This window comes from Dactylosporangium sp. NPDC000244, from assembly GCF_040300725.1.
Taxonomy (GTDB): domain Bacteria; phylum Actinomycetota; class Actinomycetes; order Mycobacteriales; family Micromonosporaceae; genus Dactylosporangium.
Window position 1 is genome coordinate 223270 of record NZ_JBEPEH010000011.1, and the last position, 20595, is coordinate 243864.

General features: G+C 73.9%; 23 protein-coding genes. 20 read left to right on the forward strand and 3 right to left on the reverse strand.

Annotated features, from left to right (window positions below; all coding sequences use genetic code 11):
* The first annotated feature begins 357 nt into the window (after nt 1–357).
* From ABT369_RS17905 to ABT369_RS17935, 7 genes are all read left to right on the forward strand, one after another.
* Nucleotides 358–903, forward strand: a complete 546-nt coding sequence (locus ABT369_RS17905; protein ID WP_350613161.1) for an RNA polymerase sigma factor — start codon at nt 358–360, stop codon at nt 901–903.
* Nucleotides 900–1556 carry a hypothetical protein gene (locus ABT369_RS17910; RefSeq protein WP_350613163.1) on the forward strand — a complete coding sequence of 219 codons (657 nt, stop codon included), beginning with the start codon at nt 900–902 and terminating at the stop codon, nt 1554–1556. The genes ABT369_RS17905 and ABT369_RS17910 overlap by 4 nt, the downstream gene beginning before the upstream one ends.
* Entirely contained in the window at nt 1556–2314 is a 759-nt protein-coding gene (locus ABT369_RS17915) for an ABC transporter ATP-binding protein (RefSeq protein ID WP_350613277.1), read from the forward strand. Before ABT369_RS17910 ends, ABT369_RS17915 begins: the two co-directional genes overlap by 1 nt.
* Complete coding sequence (locus ABT369_RS17920; protein WP_350613165.1) at nt 2311–3627, forward strand: hypothetical protein; 1317 nt, start codon at nt 2311–2313, stop codon at nt 3625–3627. Before ABT369_RS17915 ends, ABT369_RS17920 begins: the two co-directional genes overlap by 4 nt.
* Nucleotides 3624–4190 (forward strand): hypothetical protein, encoded by a 567-nt coding sequence (locus ABT369_RS17925; protein ID WP_350613167.1) that lies wholly within the window; start codon nt 3624–3626, stop codon nt 4188–4190. The genes ABT369_RS17920 and ABT369_RS17925 overlap by 4 nt, the downstream gene beginning before the upstream one ends.
* 32 nt (nt 4191–4222) lie before the next feature.
* The gene (locus ABT369_RS17930) at nt 4223–4420 is read left to right on the forward strand and encodes a hypothetical protein (protein ID WP_350613169.1); all 198 of its coding nucleotides are present in this window, start codon (nt 4223–4225) and stop codon (nt 4418–4420) included.
* 115 nt (nt 4421–4535) lie between these two features.
* Entirely contained in the window at nt 4536–5756 is a 1221-nt protein-coding gene (locus ABT369_RS17935; RefSeq protein WP_350613171.1) for an EAL and HDOD domain-containing protein, read from the forward strand.
* Here the strand turns inward: ABT369_RS17935 and ABT369_RS17940 are convergent.
* Entirely contained in the window at nt 5753–5968 is a 216-nt protein-coding gene (locus ABT369_RS17940) for a hypothetical protein (RefSeq protein ID WP_350613173.1), read from the reverse strand. The two genes, ABT369_RS17935 and ABT369_RS17940, sit on opposite strands and share 4 nt — an antisense overlap.
* 341 nt (nt 5969–6309) lie before the next feature.
* On the opposite strand from ABT369_RS17940, the gene ABT369_RS17945 reads away from it, so the two are divergent.
* Genes ABT369_RS17945 through ABT369_RS17965 form a run of 5 tightly spaced genes read left to right on the forward strand, consistent with a single transcriptional unit; the run spans nt 6310 to nt 10883 of the window.
* Nucleotides 6310–7533 (forward strand): ABC transporter substrate-binding protein, encoded by a 1224-nt coding sequence (locus ABT369_RS17945; protein WP_350613175.1) that lies wholly within the window; start codon nt 6310–6312, stop codon nt 7531–7533.
* 25 nt (nt 7534–7558) lie between these two features.
* Nucleotides 7559–8434 (forward strand): branched-chain amino acid ABC transporter permease, encoded by an 876-nt coding sequence (locus tag ABT369_RS17950; protein WP_350613177.1) that lies wholly within the window; start codon nt 7559–7561, stop codon nt 8432–8434.
* A complete protein-coding gene (locus tag ABT369_RS17955) occupies nt 8431–9381 on the forward strand; it encodes a branched-chain amino acid ABC transporter permease (RefSeq protein ID WP_350613179.1) in 951 nt (316 codons plus the stop codon). The genes ABT369_RS17950 and ABT369_RS17955 overlap by 4 nt, the downstream gene beginning before the upstream one ends.
* Nucleotides 9374–10180 (forward strand): ABC transporter ATP-binding protein, encoded by an 807-nt coding sequence (locus ABT369_RS17960; RefSeq protein WP_350613181.1) that lies wholly within the window; start codon nt 9374–9376, stop codon nt 10178–10180. The genes ABT369_RS17955 and ABT369_RS17960 overlap by 8 nt, the downstream gene beginning before the upstream one ends.
* The gene (locus ABT369_RS17965; protein ID WP_350613183.1) at nt 10167–10883 is read left to right on the forward strand and encodes an ABC transporter ATP-binding protein; all 717 of its coding nucleotides are present in this window, start codon (nt 10167–10169) and stop codon (nt 10881–10883) included. Before ABT369_RS17960 ends, ABT369_RS17965 begins: the two co-directional genes overlap by 14 nt.
* Before the next feature lie 20 nt (nt 10884–10903).
* Here the strand turns inward: ABT369_RS17965 and ABT369_RS17970 are convergent, their stop codons facing one another.
* Nucleotides 10904–11296: a hypothetical protein gene (locus tag ABT369_RS17970; RefSeq protein ID WP_350613185.1), complete on the reverse strand. Its 393-nt coding sequence runs from the start codon at nt 11294–11296 to the stop codon at nt 10904–10906.
* Nucleotides 11297–11525: 229 nt separating this feature from the next.
* Here ABT369_RS17970 and ABT369_RS17975 point away from each other — a divergent pair, with 229 nt between their 5' ends.
* From ABT369_RS17975 to ABT369_RS17985, 3 genes are all read left to right on the forward strand, one after another.
* Entirely contained in the window at nt 11526–12365 is an 840-nt protein-coding gene (locus ABT369_RS17975; protein ID WP_350613187.1) for a YndJ family protein, read from the forward strand.
* Between the two features lie 91 nt (nt 12366–12456).
* A complete protein-coding gene (gene katG, locus ABT369_RS17980) occupies nt 12457–14628 on the forward strand; it encodes a catalase/peroxidase HPI (protein ID WP_350613189.1) in 2172 nt (723 codons plus the stop codon).
* A 356-nt stretch (nt 14629–14984) separates the two neighbouring features.
* On the forward strand, nt 14985–15440 hold the full coding sequence (locus ABT369_RS17985; RefSeq protein ID WP_350613191.1) for a MaoC family dehydratase: 456 nt from the start codon (nt 14985–14987) through the stop codon (nt 15438–15440).
* 76 nt (nt 15441–15516) lie between these two features.
* Here the strand turns inward: ABT369_RS17985 and ABT369_RS17990 are convergent, their stop codons facing one another.
* Nucleotides 15517–15966: a sensor histidine kinase gene (locus ABT369_RS17990; protein ID WP_350613193.1), complete on the reverse strand. Its 450-nt coding sequence runs from the start codon at nt 15964–15966 to the stop codon at nt 15517–15519.
* 217 nt (nt 15967–16183) lie between these two features.
* Here ABT369_RS17990 and ABT369_RS17995 point away from each other — a divergent pair, with 217 nt between their 5' ends.
* The 5 genes from ABT369_RS17995 (at nt 16184) to ABT369_RS18015 (ending at nt 20558) form a co-directional block, all read left to right on the forward strand.
* Complete coding sequence (locus ABT369_RS17995; RefSeq protein ID WP_350613195.1) at nt 16184–17479, forward strand: condensation domain-containing protein; 1296 nt, start codon at nt 16184–16186, stop codon at nt 17477–17479.
* Between the two features lie 23 nt (nt 17480–17502).
* Entirely contained in the window at nt 17503–17853 is a 351-nt protein-coding gene (locus tag ABT369_RS18000) for a hypothetical protein (protein WP_350613279.1), read from the forward strand.
* Between the two features lie 9 nt (nt 17854–17862).
* Complete coding sequence (locus ABT369_RS18005) at nt 17863–18231, forward strand: hypothetical protein (protein WP_350613197.1); 369 nt, start codon at nt 17863–17865, stop codon at nt 18229–18231.
* Between the two features lie 35 nt (nt 18232–18266).
* A complete protein-coding gene (locus ABT369_RS18010) occupies nt 18267–18896 on the forward strand; it encodes an MgtC/SapB family protein (protein WP_350613199.1) in 630 nt (209 codons plus the stop codon).
* Between the two features lie 198 nt (nt 18897–19094).
* Nucleotides 19095–20558 carry a DUF1996 domain-containing protein gene (locus ABT369_RS18015; RefSeq protein ID WP_350613201.1) on the forward strand — a complete coding sequence of 488 codons (1464 nt, stop codon included), beginning with the start codon at nt 19095–19097 and terminating at the stop codon, nt 20556–20558.
* The last annotated feature ends 37 nt before the right edge of the window (nt 20559–20595 follow it).

Sequence of the window (20595 nt, forward strand, 5' to 3'; positions counted from 1 at the left end):
TCGGCGCATCCGCACGAGGCTGCCAGCCGGGTCACCCGGACCACCACCCCGCTGGCCGGAATCAGTGCCAGTCGAGATGCTCGAGCACGCGGGCGAGCACGACCGGGCCGCCGGTGTGCGCCGAGAGCCGCATGGCCTCGCCGAACGCGTGCCCCTCGGGCCAGACGGTGCCCAGCAGCTGACCGCCGTGCGGTCCGCGGCGGGGGAGCAGCAGCTGGAAGGGCTGCAGCGGCCCCGGCGCGGCGGGCCGGCCGGACGCGGGCCACCGGACGCGCTGCTCGCCTATCGAGGGCCGAGTGTGGCCCGGATCACAGGCGGGTGAGAACCTGGGCCGCGGCCCCGGTCGTCAGGAGAGGTGTGGGACGAGGTCTGGACGCGCTCGACGAGGCGGAGCTGCTGCGGCGCACCGCCCGCGGGGACCGGCGCGCGTTCGACGAGCTCTACCGGCGCACGGCCCCGTGGCTGACCGTGCGGCTGCGGCAGCGCTGCGCGGACGAGGACGTCGTCGCGGACGTGCTGCAGGAGACGTACCTGGCCGTGTGGCGCTGCGCCGGCAGCCAGGCCCGCGCCGGGCTCGGCGGCAACGCGCCCGGGTGGCTGTGGACGATCGCGGCCAACCGGCTCGTCGACGCCTTCCGGCGGCGGGCGCGGGCGGAGCGCCTGCCGCCGCCGATGCCGGCCGTGGCGCCGGCCGCGGAGGAGCAGGCGCTCGCCGGCGATCTCGACGGGGACCTCGGGCGGGCGCTGCTCGCGCTGCCGCCGGAGCTGCGCGACGTCCTGCGCGCCCTGGTGCTCGACGGGCTCAGCGTCCGGGAGACCTCGGCGCTGCTCGGCATGCCCGAGGGCACCGTGAAGACCCGGGCCCGGCGCGCCCGGCTGGCACTGCGAAAGGCGCTGTCATGAACGCCGACGACGACGACATCCGGGCGCTGGTCGAGCGGGCCGCGGCGGGCATCGCGGCCGGGATCGAGGAAGGGCCCGGGCCGGTGCGCGGGCGCCGGTTCCGCCCGGCCGGGCTCGCCGGGCGGGTCGCGCCCTGGCTCGCGGCCGCGGGCGCGCTGATGCTCGCGGCGGTCGCGCTGGAGCAGACGTTCACCAGCCTGCCCTCGCTCGTGCTGCTGCTCGCCCCGGTCGCGCCGCTGCTGCCGGTCGCCGCCGCGTGGAGCCGCCGCACCGACCCGGCCTGGGAGCTGCTCGCCTCCGTGCCGCGGTTCGGGCTGGGGCTGCTGCTGCGCCGTACCCTGGCCGCCCTCGCCGCCGTCATCCCGCTGCTGGCCCTCGCCGGGTGGGCGACCGGGCACGCGCCCGCGCTCTGGCTGCTGCCGGGCCTCGCGTTCACCGCGGCCAGCCTGGCGCTCGGCGGGCTGACCGGCGTGGACCGGGCCGCGCTCGGGCTCGCCGCGGCCTGGGCCGGGTTCGTGATCGTCCCGAGCCTCGCCACCGCCCGCCTGCCCGCAGTCCTCGCGGCCGGGGCCTGGCCGGGCTGGGCCGCCGCCGTGGTCGCACTCGCCGCGGTCGCCGTCGTCCGTACGGCCTTCAACCGGGAGACAACGTGATGTGGAAGGTCCACGCCGAGGCCCTGCGCGTGCGGGCCGGCCGCCGCCTCGCCGTCGACGGGCTCGACCTCGCCCTCGGCCCCGGCGTCCACGGGCTGCTCGGCCCCAACGGCGCCGGCAAGACCACGCTCATGCGCGCCCTCGCCACGGTCCTGCGGCCCGAGGGCGGCCGGCTCGCCCTGCTCGGCACCGCCGTCACCGGCCGGGCCGACCTGCGGGCCGTGCGCCGCGCGCTGGGCTATCTGCCGCAGCACTTCGGCTACTACCCGCGGTTCACGGTGCGGGAGTTCGTGGAGTACATGGCCTGGCTCAAGGAGATGCCCCGCCGCGACATCCCCGGCGCCGTCCAGCGGGCGGTGGACCGGGTCGGGCTCACCGCCCGCGCCGACGCCCGGATGAAGACGCTCTCCGGCGGGATGCTGCGCCGCGCGGGCATCGCCCAGGCGATCGTCAACGACCCCGAGCTGCTGCTGCTCGACGAGCCGACGGTCGGCCTCGACGTCGAGCAGCGCATCGAGTTTCGTGCCCTGCTGCGCGACGTGGGCGCCGACAGCTGCGTGCTCGTCTCCACCCACCTGGTCGAGGACGTCGCCGCCGCCTGCACCGGCGTGGTGCTGCTGGACGAGGGCCGGCTCGTGTGGCGGGGCCCGGCCGCCGGCCTGGCCGAGCGGGGCGCGTCCGGCGACGCCGGCGACAGCGCCACCGAGCGCGGCTACTCCGCGCTGCTGCGCGCCCACCGCGGGCAGGTGCCCGCGTGACCGGTCCATCCACCAGTCACATCATCCGGCTGGAGCTGCGCCGCTCGGCCGCCGCCGTCGTCGCGGTGCTGGCCTTCGCCGCCGGCACCGCGCTGCTGCTCACGTTCCCGCAGGGCTTCGCGGGCCGCTGGCTGCAGCTCGCGGTCGCGCTGCGCCTGCTGCTGATGTTCCTGTTCCCCGTCGCGCTGGCCGGGGGTGCCGCGCTGGGCCGCCGCGAGGCCGCCGCCGGGGTCGGCGAGCTGTTCGCCAGCACGCCCCGGCCGCGCCGCCAGCGCATGCTCGTCACCGCGGGCGCCCTGGCCGCGGCCCTCGTCGCCGCGTACGCGCTCACGTTCCTCGTGGCCCTGGCGTGGGTGCTGCCCCGGGCCGGGTACTTCCCGCTCGCCGCGCTGGGCGTGACCGCCGTCGGGGCCCTCGCGCTGGTCGCCGGCGGCTGGATCGGGCTCGCCGCCGGCCGGGCCGTGCCCCGCTTCGTCACCGCGCCGGTGCTGGCCGTGCTCGGCATCGTCGTCGCCGGCATGGTGCCGCAGTGGGTGATGGTGACGCGCCGGAGTCCCGCGGCTCTGCTGCTCTCCCCGGTGTACAGCGGCAGCCTCGACGACTTCCAGACCGTCTCGGCCCGGGTCAGCCTGGTGCAGGCGCTGTGGCTCGCCGCGCTGGCCGCCACCGGCCTGCTGCTCGCGACCGCCCGCCGCCGGACCGTCGCCCCGGCGCTGCTCCCGGCGGTGCTCGGCGCGGCCGTGGCGGTGCCGCTGCTGCCGCCGGGCGGCTACGCGGCCGCGGCCGCCTACGACCCGGGCGCCGTCGAGCTGGTCTGCGACGACGCGGGCCCGCAGGTCTGCGTCACCCGGGTCCACGCCGGCCTGCTGCCCGACATCGCCGGCCCCGTCCGCGCGGCGCTGGCCACCCTCGCCGCGACGATGCCGGGCGCCCCGGTGCGCGCGGTCGAGACCCGCCGGCCCGCCTACGGCACCGGCCCCGCGGACCCGCCCCACGACGCCGCCACGCTCGTGTTCGCCGCCCCGCCCACCGGCGCCGACGGCCGGGCCGACCTGCGCGACGGCTCGTTCCCCGGGCTCGTGCTCGGCGCCGCGTGGGAGCAGAGCTGCGACCCGGCCCCCGCCGACGCCTTCGACGGCCGCGAGCTCGCGGTCGCCTGGCTCACCGGCACCGCCCCGCCCGACGCCCGGCTCGCCGGGGCCTACGCGGCGCTGCGGGCGCGGCCCGAGGACGAGCAGCGCCGCCTGGTGCTGGCCGCCCGCGACGGGGTGCTGGCGTGCCGGCCGGACGCGTTCGCCGGGCTGACGGCATGAGGTGGCTGCGGCTGTACCTGCGCGCGCGCCGCGTCCACCAGGCGCTCGCGGTCGCCGTGTCCGTCGCCGGGCTCGCCGCCCTGCTCCCCGCGAACGTGCGCGTGGCGGCGCTGACGGCGATGCTCGCGGTGGCCGCGTTCGGCCCCACCCTGGGCGCGGCGGACGAGGCGCTGGAGCGCACCGGCGCCGTGCCCTGGCCGCCCCGCCGGGCGCTGCACCTCGGCGCGGTGGCGCTGCTCGTCGCGGGCCTGCTCGTCGCCCTCGTCGTCGGCCCGGACTCGGCCCGGTTCGAGCCGCTCGTCGTGGCGCTGCGCGACGTCGCCGGGCTGCTCGGGCTGGCCGCGCTCGGCGCCGCGGTGCTCGGGGCGGCGCACGCCTGGGTCGCCCCGCTGCTGTGGACCCTCGTCGCCGTCCTGCCGCTGCTGGGGCCGAGCGCCGACGTGCGGGTCCAGGTCGCCGCGTGGCCCGTGCAGCCCGCCGCGACCACGTCCGCCCTGGTGTGCGCGCTGGCCCTGGCCGCGGCCGGGCTCGTCGCCTACTCGGTGCGGGGTGCGCGCGCGTAGGTCTGGATCGCGGCGCCGCTCGCGAACGTGGTGTGCCCGGTCAGCGTCCAGGACACGGGCGCGTACGGGCCCGCGAACAGGGGGATGCCCGCGCCCGCGACCACCTGGCGCTCAACTGGCTCATCCTCGAGCGGCTCACGCTGCCGGGCGTATTCACCGAGGCCGAGGCCGACGCCCTCGTCGACGCCGCCGTGGACCGGCTCGTGGCCACCGGCGCCGCCGAGCGCTGAGCGCCGGGCCGCCGAGCCGTCCGCAACCGCGCCGCAACCGGGTTTGCCCGCACCGCGCTACCGGACCGGCCCAGCCTGGAAGGACATCGTTGGCGGCGTTCTGACAGGGCGGAACATGCTAGAGCAGCAGCACACCGAGCCGGCCTCGCCCGACGTCGTCGTCGGCCGCCAGGCGATCTACGACGCCGCCGGCGCCGTCGCCGGCTATGAGCTGCTCTTCCGGTCCGGCCCGGAAGCGCTCGGGGCCGACCGCAGTGGCGCCGCCGCCACCAGCCAGGTCATCGTCTCCGCGTTCACCGCGTTCGACTTCGACGAGCTGACCGGCGGCCTGCCCGGGTTCGTCAACCTCACCGACGACTTCCTGCGCGGCGACCTGCCCGTGCCGCTGGTGCCGGGCCGGGTCGTGCTCGAGGTGCTGGAGACGGTGCGGGTCGACGACCGCGTGGTGGAGGGGGTCGCGGCCCTGGCCGCGGCCGGCTACGCCATCGCGCTCGACGACTTCGTCCCCGGCTCCGAGCACGAGCGCCTGCTGCCCGTCGCGACCTACGTGAAGATCGACTTTCTCGGGCTCGACGCGGCCGGGCGGTCCGTCATCCGCAGCCTCCGCGGGCGCCACCCGCACCTGCGCTTCGTCGCGGAGCGGCTCGAGACGCCGGCCGACATCGCCGCGGCCCGGGATCTCGGCTACGAGCTCTTCCAGGGGTACGCCCTCGACCGCCCGGTCGTCGCGAGCACCCGCACCCTGAGCGCCTCCCGCATGCGCTGCATCCAGCTGCTGGGCGAGTTCATGGAGGCCGAGAGCGACGTGCCGGCCATCGTCGCCCACGTCTCGGCCGACCCGGCGCTGAGCTACCGGCTGCTGCGCGCGGCGAACTGCGCCTGGAACGGCTCGGCCCGGCGGGTCTCCACCGTGCACGGCGCCGTGATGCTGCTCGGCATCGCCCAGGTCCGCGACTGGGTCATGCTCATGCTCGTCGGCGACCTGACCCTCGCCGGCGACGAGCGCATGGCCGACGCGCTCATCCGGGCCCAGCTGTGCCGGCTCGTGGCCGAGCAGGCGGGCCAGTCCGGCGAGGAGGCGTTCGTGGTCGGGCTGCTCTCCAGCGTCGCCGAGCTGATCGGGCAGCCGGCGAAGGTCCTCTCCGAGCAGCTGCCGCTCGGCGACGCCACCCGCTCGGCCCTCGTCGACGGCTCCGGGCCGCTGGGCGCGACCTTTTCGGCCGTGCAGGCCTACCTGCACGGCACGCCGCCCCCGGCGGAGGCGGGCGACCTGGTGACCCCCTATCTGCAGGCCGTGCGATGGGCGACGGAGACGGTCCGCCGCGTCGGCGACTAGTAGTCGATCTTGAGCGGGCCGTCGTCGAACGACACGGCCCGGATCTGCGTGCCCGGCGGCAGCGCCCGCAGCTGGTCGTGCAGGTGGTCGTGCAGCTGCCCGGCGATGTTCACGCCGGCCGCGAAGTCGATGACGTCCACGTTGTCCGGGTCGATCGCGCCGCCCGGCGCCGGCGGGTGGCCGAAGTCGTAGACCTGCTCGTGTCCAGCCACCAGATCCCGTCCGCCCCGCGCGGGAACACGTCGCCGAAGAGCGAGGCGAACGCGGGCGTCCTGCCCTCGACCCCGGCCCACTGCCACGACTCGAGGGCAGCGGCGAACCGTTCCGGCGGGAAGGTCTTGATCAGCTGCATCCATCATGTGTACCGCACCACCGGGATCCCAGCTCAGGGCGGTCGGACGTTAACGGTTCTGTTACGCGCAGGTGTCCGGCGTGTCCTTGACACGCTCGGCAGCCCTCGCCAAGATGTAAAAACCAAGCGCTTGTTAGGTTTTGAATCGAGCGAACAATCCGCCCGAGGCTGACGATTCGTATAATTCCGACAGGGGTAGACATGGGCGTTTTAGCGACGAGGTCTCGTCGTATCGTCGTCGGCCTGGCGCTCACGGCGCTCGCGCTGGCGGGCTGTGGCGACAAGGCGGGTGACGAGAAGCCGAGCAACGGCACCGCGACCGGCGAGCCGATCATCATCGGCATGGACGAGGACAGCACCGGCTCCGGCGCGGCGTACAGCGTCATCGCCGGCAAGACGATCCGCCTCGCGATCCAGGAGATCAACAACAAGGGCGGCGTCCTCGGCCGGCCCCTGAAGCTCGTCGTCGAGAACGACGAGTCCGACCCGACCAAGGTGCCGGCGACGCTGCAGAAGCTGGCCAGCCGGGGCGCCAAGGCACTGTTCCTGCAGAGCGGCAGTGCCGCGATCCTCCAGGCCAAGTCGACGCTCACACAGCTCGGCCTGCCCGCGATCGCCCCGACCGGCGTGACCGCCACACTCGTCACGCCGCCGGACAACGAGCTCATCTACATGCTGGCCAACACGACCAACGACTGGGCCCAGGTCTACTGCGGCGCGTTCGCGGCGGCCGGCATCACCAAGATCGGCGTCCTCACCGACGACACCACGACGATCGCGGCCCTCGACAAGGCCCTGTTCGCGCAGATGACGTGCGTGCAGTTCGTGGCCCAGGAGAAGGGCGCGGCCAACGCCAGCGACCTGTCGGCGCAGGTGGCGCGGCTCAAGAACGCCAAGCCGGATGCCGTACTCGTGACGAGCGTCGGCGGCGCCTTCGAGGTGCTCGCGCAGAACACCCTCGGCACGCAGATGGCCGGCGTCAAGCGCTTCTCGCTCGCCTCCATCGGCAACCAGCCGTCCTCGTGGAAGCTGGCCTCGCCGGGTGCGCTCAACGGGCTCATCTTCATGGGCTCCATCAACACCGAGAACCCGCGCACCAAGGAGCTCATCAAGCTCCTGCAGGAGAAGAACGGCAAGGACTACGACATCACCGCGTACGACGCCCAGGCGTGGGACGCCGTGCACGTGCTGAAGCAGGCCATCGAGAAGGCCGGCGGGGTGGACGACTCGAAGAAGCTCAACGAGGCCATCCAGAGCGTCCAGGCCTACCCGGCCACGTTCGGTCAGGCCAACTTCACGCTGAGTTTCAGCGCCAGCAAGCACCTGGGCGCGGATGGGCCGTGCGGCCTGTCTCTGGTCGAGTTCGGCTCGGACAACAAGCCGAAAGGCCCCTGGGCCACGTTCCAGCCCCCGTGTAACAAGTAACCCCACCCGCTAGAAAGGCAACGTCGTGGGCCAGTTGCAGCTGTGGTTGTCCGCGCTGGAGATGGGATGCTTCTTCGGCCTGCTAGCGCTGGCCTACTACCTGGTGCTGGTCGGGGCGGGGTTCTTCAACTTCGCCATCGGCCCGTACGCGATGGTCGGCGGCCTGTGCACGTCCTACCTCGTGCTCTACGAGGACATGAACGTCTGGGCCGCCGCCGTGATCGCGGTGCTCGTCTCCGCCGCGCTGGCGGTGGTCACCGAGCTCGCGGTGGTCCGGCAGGTGCAGCGGCGCGCCGGGCGCGGTGAGCTGCCGGCGCTGGTCGCGGTCGCCGCAGTCCTGTTCGCCATCCAGCAGCTCGGCGGATACCTCTTCGGCTACACCACCCTCCCGGGCCAGGCCCTGCTGACGTTCGACCCGGTGCCCCTCGGCGACACCGTGGCGCAGCCCAGCACCGTGCTGCTGCTCGGCTTCACCGTCGTCGCGTTCGCGGCGGCCGCCCTGTGGATCCGGTACACCCGGACGGGGCGGCTGCTGCGGGCGGTCGGCGACAGCACCCACGCCGCGGGCCTGCTGGGCCTGCCGGTGAACCGGGTGCGGCTCATCGCCTTCCTCGTCTCCGGGCTGCTGGCCGGCATCACCGGCCTGCTGTTCGCCCCGAAGGCGGGCGTGAGCTCCCTGTCCGGGCTGAGCTGGGCACTGTCGGGCTTCCTGGCGATGGTGGTCGGCGGCACCGGCTCGGTCTGGGCCCCGCTCGTCGGCGGCCTGCTGCTCGGGCTGGTCGAGGTGTTCGTCCCGTACTACTTCGGCGGCCAGTCCCACGTCTACGGACTGCTGCTCGTCGCCCTGCTGTTCTTCGCCTTCAAGCCGAGTGGCCTGTTCGTACGGAGGATTCGAGCATGAAGCGGGTTCCCGGGTCCTTCGGTCTCCTGCTGGGCCTGGTCGGCGCGGCCCTGATCCTGCTGTGGGTCGGCGCCGACGGCTACAAGCAGACCCTGATCACCACCACGGCCACCTACGCGCTCATCGCGCTCGGGATGTACGTGCCCTACCTCATGGCCGGCTCGCTGTCGATGGCGTACGGCGCGTACGCGGGCATCGGCGGCTACGCGGTCGGCCTGCTGTCCTCGCGCACCGGCCTGCCGCTGATCCTCGCCTGGATCGCCGGCCCGGTCGTGGCCGCCGCCGTCGCGGTGCTGCTCGGCCTGGCCACCCGGCGGCTGTCCGGGTTCTTCCTGGCCGCCGTCACGCTGCTGTTCGGCATGGCCTTCACCGCGCTGCTCGTCGACGCCGAGGGCCTCTCCGGCGGCTCCGGCGGCCTCGGCTCGCTGCGCAAGCTCAACATCCTCGGCTGGGTGCCCTCGCACTACCAGGTCGTCGTGGGCTCGCTGGTCGTCGTGTGCGTCATCGCGTTCCTGCTCGACCGGCTGCGGATGTCGCCGTGGGGCGTGATCGTACGGACCATGCGCGACGCGCCGCGCGCCGTGGAGGCGGCCGGGGTGCGGGTGTCGGTGATGAACCTCGTGTCGCTGGCCATCGGCGCCGCGATCGCGGCCGTCGGCGGCGGGCTGTTCACCTACTCGGCCGGCAGCGTCACGCCCGACACGTTCACGCTGAACCTGGTGTTCCTGGCCATCTTCATGCCCCTCATCGGCGGCTCCGCGACCCCGTGGGGCGCCGTGCTCGGCGCGGTCATCGCCGTCGAGCTGACGCTGAACTTCCCGGCGGTGCAGACCAGCGGCACGCTGATCCTCGCGCTGGGTGTGCTCGTGATCCTGCTGCTCGCGCCGCAGGGCGTGATCGGCTACGCCAGCCGGCTGGCCCGACTCGTGGGGGGAAGACGTGGCTGAGACCTTGCTGGTCGGCTCCGGGCTGACCAAGCGGTACGGCGGGGTCACCGCCCTGCAGGACGTCTCGTTCGAGCTGCGGGCGGGCGAGATCCTGGGCCTGGTCGGGCCCAACGGCGCCGGCAAGACCACGCTGGTCGACCTCATCTCCGGGGCCCAGCCGGCCACGGAGGGCGAGCTGACCCTGCGCGGGCAGCGGCTCTCCGGGCCGGCCGCCCGGCGCGCCAAGGCCGGCCTCGCGCGCACGTTCCAGTACCCGCAGCTGGCCCTCGACCTCACCGTGGCCGAGAACCTGCTGCTGGGCCGGGCCGCGCGCCGCCACGGCACCGTGTGGCAGATGGTCGCCGGCAGCTTCGCCGGGGCCCTGCGCCCGCACCTGGCGTCGGACACGCAGGCCGTGGCGAAGCTGGCCGAGGAGCTCGGGATCGACCGCCTCGACCGCCCGGCCGGCGACCTGTCCCTGGGCGAGCAGCGCCTCGTCGAGGTCGGCCGCGCGCTGGGCCAGGACCCGCTCGTGCTGCTGCTCGACGAGCCCTTCGCCGGCTCCGACGCGAGCGGTGTGCACGGCATCGTCGAGGTCGTCCGCACGGTGCAGCGCCGCGGCCACGCGGTGATCCTGGTCGACCACAACGTCGACCTGGTCGCCGGGCTGGTCGACCGGATCATGCTGCTCGACCGCGGCCGCGCCGTGTTCGACGGCAACCCGCAGGAGTGCCTCGGCAGCCCCGAGATGCAGCAGGTGTACTTCGGTGTCGCCGCCGCGGAAGACGATCAGGAGGACGCTTCCCATGTCGTCTCATGAGCTCCGGCTCGAGGGCCTGACGGTCCGCTACGGCCACGCCAGCGCCGTGACCGGCCTGGACCTGACCGCGCCCGGCGGCCAGGTCACCGCGCTGGTCGGCCCCAACGGCGCCGGCAAGAGCAGTGCCCTGCTCGCCGCCTACGGCTCCGTGGCCGCCACCGGCAAGGTGTTCCTCGACGGCGAGGACGTGAGCCGGCTCAAGGCCGCCGCCCGCGCCCGGGCCGGGATCGCCGTCGTGCCCCAGGGCCGCCAGCTGTTCCCGAAGCTCAACGTCGCCGACAACCTGCAGGTGATGGCGGAGCTGCTGCGGCTGCCCCGCTCGGCCGTGGACACCGCGATCGACCGCTTCCCGATCCTGCGCACCCGGCTGAAGAGCCTCGTCGGCGTGCTCTCCGGCGGCGAGCAGCAGATGCTCGTCGTCTCCCGGGCGCTCATGGGCTCGCCGCGCGTGCTCCTGCTCGACGAGATGATGACCGGGCTCGCCCCGCTCATCGTCCAGGAGCTGCTGCGCACGGTGACACAGCTGGCGCGGGACGGCGTCGCGGTGCTCATGGCCGAGCCGGCCCTCGGCGCCGTTCGGGGCGCCGTGGACCGCGGCTACGTGCTGGTGCGAGGCGAGACGGTGGCCGCGAGCGAGGCCGGTGGGAAGGCGCTCGACGCGGTGTACCAGGCGAAGATGGGTGTCCTCAAGAGCGCCGTCTGACGGTGCTCTTGAGGGCCCGGCTAGGAGGCGTTGGACCGCTGCCGACGGCGTCCGGCCCGGACCAGCAGACCGCCGACCCCGGTGACGGCGACGCCGGCGACGACGAGCCCGGTGAGCGTGCCGCTCGTCGCGCCGCCGGTGACGGGCAGCTGGGTCGGCGTCGCGGTGACGGTGTGCGACGGCGACTGGGTCGGCGACTTGGACGGCGACATCGACGGCGACTTGCTGGGCGACTTCGACGGCGACTTGCTGGGCCTGGGCGTCGGCGACTTGGTCTCGTGGGTGCGGGACGGGAACGGCGTCGGCCACCAGTCCCCGGTGGCCGGGGCCGGGGCCTGCGCCACATGGGACCAACTCGGCAGGACTCCGGGTCCGGCGACGAGCAGGACGATGCCGGCTCCGGCAAGCAGCATGATACGAACGAATACACGTGACATGCCGGGTAGCTAACCGGCAGGTCTGGTGAGCAGGTCCTCACATTGGGGGGCGGTATCCCGGCGGCCCCTGCATCACCCACGCCCGATGGCCGTGCCGGACTCCGGCACGGCCATTGTCTGTGGGCCCGGCCGCGACCACCGTCACACCGTTGCCGCCCCGAACCCGGGCATCCCCATGCGTCGATCGTGGTCTACTGAGAGGAAGTTGAACACGTTCAAAATCGGGGAGGACGTCATGGGGCTGACCGAGTGGGCGCGCGTGCTCGTCGCCGCGCTGGTCGGGCTGGGCATGCTGGTGGTGGTACCGCTGGGGCTGCGCCTGATCCCCGGGGCCTGGCCCGCCGACCGGCTCCGGTGGTGGTTCGCGGGGGCCGTGCCGGGCGCCGTCTCGCTCTGGCTGCCGCGCGGTCCGGTGGCGGCCGGGCTCGCCGCGCTCTACCTCCTCGTCGCGCTCGCGCTGCTCGCGCGCGCCCGGCCGCGGCTCGGCGTCGCGGCGTGCACGGCGCTCGCCGCGCCGGCGGTGGCGGCGAGCGCGCTGGTCGCGGAGCGCGCTGGCTTCCGGCTGATGGGCTTCCGCCTCGACGTGCTGGCGCTGACCGAGGCGCACTTCCACTACGCCGGGTTCGCGGCGGCGCTCGTGGCCGGGCTCGTCAGCGCGTACGACGGCGGAAGCCGGGCCGGGCGAACCGCCGCGCTCGCCGTGCCCGCGGGCACCGGGCTGGTGCTCGCCGGCTTCTTCGTGGGGGAGTGGGTCGAGCTCGCCGGGGCCGCCGTGCTGACGGCCGGGATGTGGCTCGCCGCGTGGGCCACGCTGCGCGCGGTGCGGCCCGCCACCGCGGACCCGGCCGCGCGGGCGCTGCTCGCCGTGTCGGCCGCGGTGCTCGCCGTGACCATGGTGCTCGCGCTCGACTGGGCGCTGGGCCACGTGACGGCCGTGCCCCACCTGCCGTTGTCGTGGATGGTCGCGACCCACGGCGTTGCCAACGCGCTCGGGTTCGCGTTGTGCTCGGTGCTGGCCTGGCGGCGGGTCGGCGCGTTTTCTTGACTCATTCCAGAAAACACGAAAGACTACCGAGCGTCTTCGTACTGCCTATCACGCGACTTTCGCGCCGGATTCCGAGCCCCAGGAGAACAACGTGGGAAGTGACAGCAACGGTCTCATCTCGGGCGAGGCGCCCGTCCGCCCGCCGACGGCCCGGTCCAACAAGGACTGGTGGCCCAACCAGCTCGATGTGAGCGTGCTGCACCAGAACTCGCCGGCCGCCGACCCCATGGGCGGCGGCTTCGACTACGCGGCCGAGTTCACCAGCCTCGACCTCGCCGCCGTGAAGGCGGACATCACCGAGGTCATGACGACCTCGCAGGAGTGGTGGCCGGCCGACTACGGCCACTACGGCCCGCTGTTCATCCGGATGGCCTGGCACAGCGCGGGCACCTACCGCATCACCGACGGCCGCGGCGGCGCCGGCGCGGGCGAGCAGCGCTTCGCCCCGCTCAACAGCTGGCCCGACAACGCCAGCCTGGACAAGGCGCGCCGGCTGCTGTGGCCGGTGAAGAAGAAGTACGGCAAGCAGCTCTCCTGGGCCGACCTCATGGTGCTGGCCGGCAACTGCGCGCTGGAGTCGATGGGCTTCGAGACCTACGGCTTCGGCGGCGGCCGCGCCGACGTGTGGGAGCCGGAGCAGATCAACTGGGGCACCGAGGAGACCTGGCTCGGCGACCAGCGCTACCACGGCGAGCGCCAGCTCGAGAAGCCGCTCGCCGCGGTGCAGATGGGCCTCATCTACGTCAACCCCGAGGGCCCTAACGGCAACCCCGACGCGCTCGCCGCGGCCCGGGACATCCGCGAGACGTTCCGCCGCATGGCGATGAACGACGAGGAGACGGTCGCGCTCATCGCCGGCGGCCACACGTTCGGCAAGGCCCACGGCGCCGCGTCGCCGGACGACAACGTCGGGCCCGAGCCCGAGGCCGCTCCGCTGCAGGAGATGGGCATGGGCTGGAAGAACGGCTACGGCTCCGGCAAGGGCGGCGACACCATCACCAGCGGCCTCGAGGGTGCCTGGACGCCGACGCCGACCAAGTGGGACAACAGCTTCTTCGAGACGCTGTTCAGCTTCGAGTGGGAGCAGACCACCAGCCCGGCCGGCGCCAAGCAGTGGAAGCCGACCGACCCGGCCGCCGGTGACCTGGTGCCCGACGCGCACGACGCCGCCAAGCGCCACGCGCCGATGATGCTCACCACCGACCTGGCCCTGCGCGTCGACCCGGTGTACGAGGAGATCTCGCGCCGCTTCTACGAGAACCCGCAGGAGTTCGCGGCCGCCTTCGCCAAGGCGTGGTTCAAGCTGACCCACCGCGACATGGGCCCGCTGCGCAACTACCTCGGCCCGCTGGTGCCGGCCGAGCCGCTGATCTGGCAGGACCCGGTACCGGCGGTCGACCACGAGCTGGTCGGCGCGGCCGACATCGCCGCGCTCAAGGCGAGCATCCTCGGCTCCGGCCTGTCCGTGGCCGAGCTCGTCGCCACCGCGTGGGCGTCGGCCTCGACGTTCCGCGGCACCGACAAGCGCGGCGGCGCCAACGGCGCCCGGGTGCGCCTGGCCCCGCAGAACGCGTGGGAGGTCAACGACCCCGACCAGCTGGCCCGCGTCCTGCGCACGCTCGAGGGCATCCAGCAGGAGTTCAACGCCGGTGGCAAGCGCGTCTCGCTCGCCGACCTCATCGTGCTCGGTGGCGCCGCGGCGCTCGAGCAGGCCGCGAAGGCCGCCGGGGTCGAGGTCGAGGTGCCGTTCACGCCCGGCCGCACCGACGCGACCGCCGAGCAGACGGACGTCGAGTCCTTCGCGGTGCTGGAGCCGACGCACGACGGATTCCGCAACTTCCTGGGCAAGGGCCACAGCCGCCCGGCCGAGCAGCTGCTGGTCGACCGCGCCCAGCTCCTGCGCCTCACCGCGCCGGAGATGACCGTGCTCGTCGGCGGCTTGCGCGTCCTCGGCGCCAACACGGCCGGCTCGGCCCAGGGCGTCCTCACCGACCGCCCGGGCGTGCTGTCGACGGACTTCTTCGTGAACCTGCTCGAGTTCGGCACCACCTGGGCGCCGACCTCGGAGACCGAGGAGTCCTTCGAGGGCCGCTCCGGCGACGGCGCCGTGCGCTGGACCGCGAGCCGCGTCGACCTGGTCTTCGGTTCGAACTCGGTGCTGCGCGCGCTGGCCGAGGTCTACGCGAGCGACGACGCCGCGGAGAAGTTCGTCGCGGACTTCGTGGCCGCGTGGAACAAGGTCATGACGGCCGACTTGGCGTAATCGCCTCGTCATCGCGAGGGGGCGCCGGGCACATCGCCCGGCGCCCCCTCGCACGTCAGCTCGTGCGTCGCGGCCGGTGCCGAGCAGGGCGACCAGCGCGGCGCGCCCGCACGGGCGTGGGCCGGCCAGCCGCTGGCCGGCAGCGACCGCGGCGGCGTGGTGCCGAGCCGGCCGCCGAGGTGCGGCACGCCCTCGGTCCGGTCCGGGCAGCCACGCCGGGCGGCCGTCCATGAGCCGCCGCGGCATGGCCGCCCGGGAAGGCCTGCCGATCGCGGGCCACGGCACCGAGGCCGACGTCGGCGTACACCCCGCGACGACATTTCTGTCTGAAGCGTTGCGGTGGCAGGCTGGCGATCGTGCTGGAGTACTTCGAGGACTACGAGCCGGGCACCGTCGTCGAGGGCGGCGCCGAGGTGGCCGACGAGGCGGAGATGCTCGCGTTCGCGCGGCGGTTCGACCCGCAGCCGATCCACGTCGACGCCGCGTTCGCCGCCACCGGGCCGTTCGGCGGGCTGATCGCGAGCGGGTGGTACACGGCCGGGCTCTTCATGCGGCTGTACGCCGAGCGGTACCTCTCCCGCGTGGCGAGCCTCGCCTCGCCGGGCGTCGACGAGCTGCGGTGGCCGGTGCCGGTGCGGCCGGGGGATCGGCTGCGCCTGCGCGCGACCGTGCTGTCGGCGCGCCCGTCGGGCTCGAAGCCGGACCGGGGCGTCGTGCGGACCCGCGGCGAGCTGCTCAACCAGGACGAGCAGGTGGTGCTGAGCCTGCTCGCCGTGAACCTGCTGCGCAAACGGCCCGCCTCGAACACCTAGGTCAGAGACGCGCCTAGGTCAGACGCGTCGTGGGCGAGCAGGGCGACCTGGGTGCGGTTGTTCAGCTCCAGCTTCGTCAGCATGCTCGACATGTGGGCCTTGACCGTGGCCAGGTGCCGCCCGCGATGCCGGCGCGCTCGGCCAGCCCGATGAGCCCGGTGCCGGAGCCGGGGACGCCCGCCGGCCCGGCCGCGAGCGGGTTGTGCAGCGTGACGGACAGGCCCCGCCCGGGAGCCCCGCGCACGGTCACCGACACCGGCTGCCCGGGTGCGTGCTTGCGCGAATTCGTCAGCCCCTCCTGCACGATCCGATATGCGGCCCGCCCGATCGCGGCCGGCGCCGCGGAAGGCGCGGCGACGACGGAGTCGACCGACACGGTGGTCCCCGCACCGCGCGCCTCCCCGACGAGCCGCTCGAGGCCGCTCAGGTCCGGTTGCGGGCGCTCGGGCACCACGGACGCGTCGACGCGCAGCACGCCGATCACCTCGCGCAGATCCTCGAGCACCTGGTGGGCGCACTCGCGCACGATGCCGGCCGCGCTCGCGATCGTCTCCGGCGGGGCCGTCGGCCGCAGCTCGAGCGCGCCCGCGTGCAGGCTCAGCAGCGGAGCACCGCAGTCATGGCGCCACGATTGAGCGCGGACTCCGGGGCTCCGCGAAACTTTCAGATACGACCAGCGCCGATGCCCGGGCCCGGCCCCGGGCGTTGACGGCCGGTCCGGGCGCGGCGGGACACTCGCCCGCGTGGAGATCGTGGTGGCGTTCGCGGGCGACGGCGGCGGGGTCGAGGAGCTGACCTGGGGGCAGCGCGACGTCTGGGACCTCATGCGCCGCACCGGCCGGACGATGAACATCGGCGGCACGGTGCCGGCCGCCCCGGGCGAGACCGTCGAGCACCTCGCCGCCCTGCTGCGCTTCATCGTGAGCCGGCACCAGGCCCTGCGCACGCGCCTCGTGCCCACCGGGGCGCACACGCCACCGCGGCAGGAGGTGCACCGGTCCGGCGAGATCGCGATGGAGCTCGTCGCCGCCGGGCCGGACGCGGAGGTCACGGCCGAGGCACTGCGCGTGCGCTACCAGACCACGCACTTCGACCCGTTCGGCGAGTGGCCGGTGCGGATGGGCGTCGTGGTTGACGGCGAGCGCCCGACGCACGTGGTGCTCATGTACTACCACGTCCTCGTCGACGGCTTCGGCATCGACGCGATCGTGCGCGACCTGGCGAACCTCGCCGACCCGTCGGCGCCGGTGCTGGGGGTCCGGCCGCTGGAGCTCGCCGCGCGGCAGCGCGAGCCCGCCGCGCTGCGCCAGAGCGAGAAGGCACTGCGGCACTGGGAACGCCAGCTCGACCGCGTCCCGCCCCGCCCGCACCCGGAGCCGGTCGACCCGGGCCTCGGCGCGCCGCGCCACTGGGAGGTCGTGTGCTCCTCGCCGGCCCTGGCCCTCGCCGTGCGCGCCGTCGCCGCCCGCACCGGCCTCGCCTCCGGCCCGATCCTGCTCGCCGCGTACGCGACCGCCCTGGCCCGCGCCACCGGCATCGCGACCGCCGCGGTGCAGATCGTGGTCAGCAACCGGTTCCGGCCCGGCTTCGCGGAGGCGGTCACGAGCCTGCGCCAGTTCGGCCTCTGCGTGCTCGGCACCGACGCCCCCTTCGACGAGATCGTCGCGCGGTCCTGGGCGGCGATGCTCGCGGCCTTCAAGCACGGCTACTTCGACGGCGCCGCGGCGGGCCGCGACCTGGAGGCCTGGTCGTGCTACCTCAACGACCGCCGCCGCGGTACCGACGACCCCGCCGGCGAGCCGCCGACGGCCGAGGCGATCCGCGCCGCCCAGGCCGAGGGCAGCGTGCGCTGGGGCGTGCGCGAGGAGACCTACGACGGCACGTTCTACCTGCACGTGGAGGACGAGCCGGGGCGCATCGCGTACACCCTGTGGGGCGACACCCACCGCTATGCCCCCGCCGTCATCGAGCGGTGCGCGCGCGACCTGGAGGCGGTCGTGATCGAGGCCGCCCTGACCCCGGCTACCGTGGGGGCGTGAGCGACGACGACACCGGGTGCACGCTGACCGTCTGCCGCGACTGCTGCTGCGGCAGCGCGGCCAAGCATCCGGGGGTCGACCACACCGCCCAGCTCGACGGCCTGCGGGCCGCGCTCGCGCCGCGCCATCGGGTCCGCACGAGCCTGTGCCTGGACGTGTGCGAGCAGTCCAACGTGCTCGTCGTGCACCCGGCCCGGGCCGCCCGCCGCGCGGGCGCCCGCCCGGTCTGGTTCGGCCTGGTGCTGGCCGAGGAGATCGTGGCGGACGTGGTGCGGTGGGTGGACGCCGGCGGCCCCGGCGTCGCCGAGCTGCCCGCGACCCTGGAGCTGTCGGTGATCCCGGGCCGGGCCGTCGGATCGGCCGCGATCGGATAGATTGCCGTCATGGCGGCGCGTTGGACGGTCCCGGCCGGGCTCGGGGTGCTCTGGCTGGCGGCGGTCGCGCTGCTGACCCGGGACGTCCTGGCCCGCGTGGTCGAGGTCGCCGGACCGGACCCGGTCACCGGCCGCCTCGAGTTCGTCCTCGCGGGGGTGCTCATCGCCGGGCCGCTCGTCGTGGCCGGGGCCGCGGCCGGCCTGCGCGTCGCCCGGCTGCCGCAGATCGCGCTCGTCGTCGCCGGGGTGACCGTGCTGCCCGCGATCATCCTGAGCCTCAACGGCTCCCGGCAGCTGGCGACCCCCGAGCCGGAGCCGACCCGCGGGCGGCAGTGCGTCGTGTTCAGCGGCGGCACCAACACCTGCCCCGGCGGCTGAGTGGCGGCAACGGCGCGGCGACGGTAGAAGATGTCATGGACTGGACCGTCATTCCGCCGCTGCTGCTCGCCCTGCTCCTCGGCGCCGTCGTCGGCCTGGAGCGCGAGATCGGCGCCCAGCCCGCGGGCCTGCGCACCCACATGCTCGTCGCGGTCGGCGCGGCGCTGTTCACCGTGGCCGGTCACGACCTCGGCGCCGACCGGACCCGGATCGCCGCCCAGGTCGTGACCGGCATCGGGTTCCTGGGCGCGGGCGCCATCTTCAAGGAGGGCGTGAACATCAGCGGGCTGACCACGGCCGCCTCGCTGTGGGTCACCGCCGCGATCGGCCTGGCCAGCGGGCTGCGGCTCTACTGGGCCGCGGTCCTCGTCACCGTCGTCGCGCTCGCCGCGCTGTGGCTGTTCAAGGTGGCCGAGGCCAACTGGCTGCCGGACCGGCACCGCATCCAGATCACGCTGACGCTGGCGCCCGACTACGCGCTGGACGAGGTCGAGCGGGCCGCGGCCGAGACGCTGCCGACCGCGCACGTGCTGCGCATCGACTACGCCGGGCACGATCAGTCCATCGTGCTCACCGCCCGCGGGGACAACGACACCTCGCTGCCCGCGATCGCCGAGGCGCTGCGGCGGCTCGACGGGGTGCAAGGGGTCGAGATCTCTCGCTGAATGCTTTCGCGCGTATACGTACCGTCGCTAAAGAAGATTTAAGAACGGACTTTCCAAAAAATGTAATCGAGTCGGGTCATGGGTCCTGACAACGATCTTCCGGAGAGCGCTCTCTAAGTTTTCCTTTGGTCTCTTGAACCCGCATGCGAGCCCTTTGAATACTGGCCGCGGCACCCGAGCCGGCAGAGAAGGATCGACATGCCCAACCAGAGAATCCGCCTGAGAACCCGTGTCCTCATCGCGGCCGCCGCGGTCGCCGTTGCCGGTGGCGCCGGCGGCGTCTACATGGCGACCGCGAGCGCGGACGAGAACACGGCACCCAAGCTCGAGGCCGAGAGCTTCTCGGCCCAGTCCGGCGCGCAGACCGAGAACACCGCGGACACCGGCGGTGGCAAGAACGTCGGCTGGCTCGCCAACGGCGACTGGCTGCAGTACGACAACGTGACCCTCGGCGGCGCCGACCTCAGCGTCCGCATCGCCGCCCAGAACAAGGCCGGCGGCTCCATCGAGCTGCACCTCGGCTCGCCCACCGGCCAGCTGCTGGCCACGTTCCCGGTCGCCTACACGGGCAACTGGCAGTCGTGGAAGACCGTCACCGCGACGGCCACCTCGGTGCCGGCCGGCAAGCAGACCGTCGTCGCGGTCATGAAGAGCGCCCAGCAGTGGGACTTCGTCAACATCAACTGGTTCACGCTCGGCAGCGGCGGCCGCCCGCCGGCCACGGCCACGGTCGCGCCGCCCACCACCGCCGCGCCGTCGCCGACCAAGGGCAACCCGACGCCGACGCCCACCGGCGGCACGGGCACCGGCACCGCCGGCTGGGTGGACGTCGACCAGGCCGCCTGGCAGCAGCAGGTCGCGGCGTTCAACAAGCTCCAGCAGCTCCCGGTCCCGGCCGGCACGACCCGCGTCTCGGAGTTCCACACCGACTGCGCGGTGTCGGGCGAGGCGCCGGACGACCCGATCGTGTTCCCGGGCCTGGCAGGCGCGTCGCACATGCACACGTTCTTCGGCCCGAAGGTCACCGCGACCAGCAAGCCGGCCGACCTGTTCGGCGAGACCACCAACTGCAACGCCCCGGGCGACAACAGCGCCTACTGGGTGCCGCAGCTGCAGAAGAACGGCCAGCCGGTCAAGATGAAGAGCTTCCGGGTGTACTACGGATCGCGCCTGCCCGACCCGTCGGTCACGATGCCGTTCCCGCCCGGGCTGGTCATGATCTCCGGTGACGCCAAGCGCCAGGTCGCCACGCCGAAGGGCGCGAACGGGCAGTTCTGGTGCGCGGGCAGCGCCGAGGTCGGCCGCAGCGCCGACGGCAACTGGCCGGTCTGCGCGGCCGGCGGCAACCTCATCTTCCAGCTGACCTTCGCCGACTGCTGGGACGGCAAGCACATCGACTCGCCGGACCACAAGTCGCACATGGGCAACGCGGTCAACGGCAAGTGCCAGGGCGACTACCCGGTCGCGATCCCCAACCTGTCCTTCATGGTCAACTACGACTCGCTGGGCGGGGACGGGCTGGCGCTCTCCTCCGGCATGGCCTCCTCGATGCACGGCGACTTCATGAACGCGTGGAAGCCCGAGAACCTCGGCCCGCTCGTGAAGGTGTGCCTCGACGCCCACGCCAAGTGCGGCACCACCCCGTCGTTCACCGGCGGCTGATCCCCGGCCCGCTCCACGCCGCCGCGGGCTGAAGTTT

Coding starts and splice junctions, on each gene's coding strand:
- ABT369_RS17965 (WP_350613183.1), top strand. CDS start 10,167: ATGTCGTCTCATGAGCTCCGGCTCGAGGGCCTGACGGTCCGCTACGGC.
- ABT369_RS17915 (WP_350613277.1), top strand. CDS start 1,556: ATGTGGAAGGTCCACGCCGAGGCCCTGCGCGTGCGGGCCGGCCGCCGC.
- ABT369_RS17945 (WP_350613175.1), top strand. CDS start 6,310: ATGGGCGTTTTAGCGACGAGGTCTCGTCGTATCGTCGTCGGCCTGGCG.
- ABT369_RS17955 (WP_350613179.1), top strand. CDS start 8,431: ATGAAGCGGGTTCCCGGGTCCTTCGGTCTCCTGCTGGGCCTGGTCGGC.
- ABT369_RS18005 (WP_350613197.1), top strand. CDS start 17,863: ATGGCGGCGCGTTGGACGGTCCCGGCCGGGCTCGGGGTGCTCTGGCTG.
- ABT369_RS17925 (WP_350613167.1), top strand. CDS start 3,624: ATGAGGTGGCTGCGGCTGTACCTGCGCGCGCGCCGCGTCCACCAGGCG.
- ABT369_RS17935 (WP_350613171.1), top strand. CDS start 4,536: ATGCTAGAGCAGCAGCACACCGAGCCGGCCTCGCCCGACGTCGTCGTC.
- ABT369_RS17970 (WP_350613185.1), bottom strand. CDS start 11,296: ATGCTGCTTGCCGGAGCCGGCATCGTCCTGCTCGTCGCCGGACCCGGA.
- ABT369_RS17910 (WP_350613163.1), top strand. CDS start 900: ATGAACGCCGACGACGACGACATCCGGGCGCTGGTCGAGCGGGCCGCG.
- ABT369_RS18015 (WP_350613201.1), top strand. CDS start 19,095: ATGCCCAACCAGAGAATCCGCCTGAGAACCCGTGTCCTCATCGCGGCC.
- ABT369_RS18010 (WP_350613199.1), top strand. CDS start 18,267: ATGGACTGGACCGTCATTCCGCCGCTGCTGCTCGCCCTGCTCCTCGGC.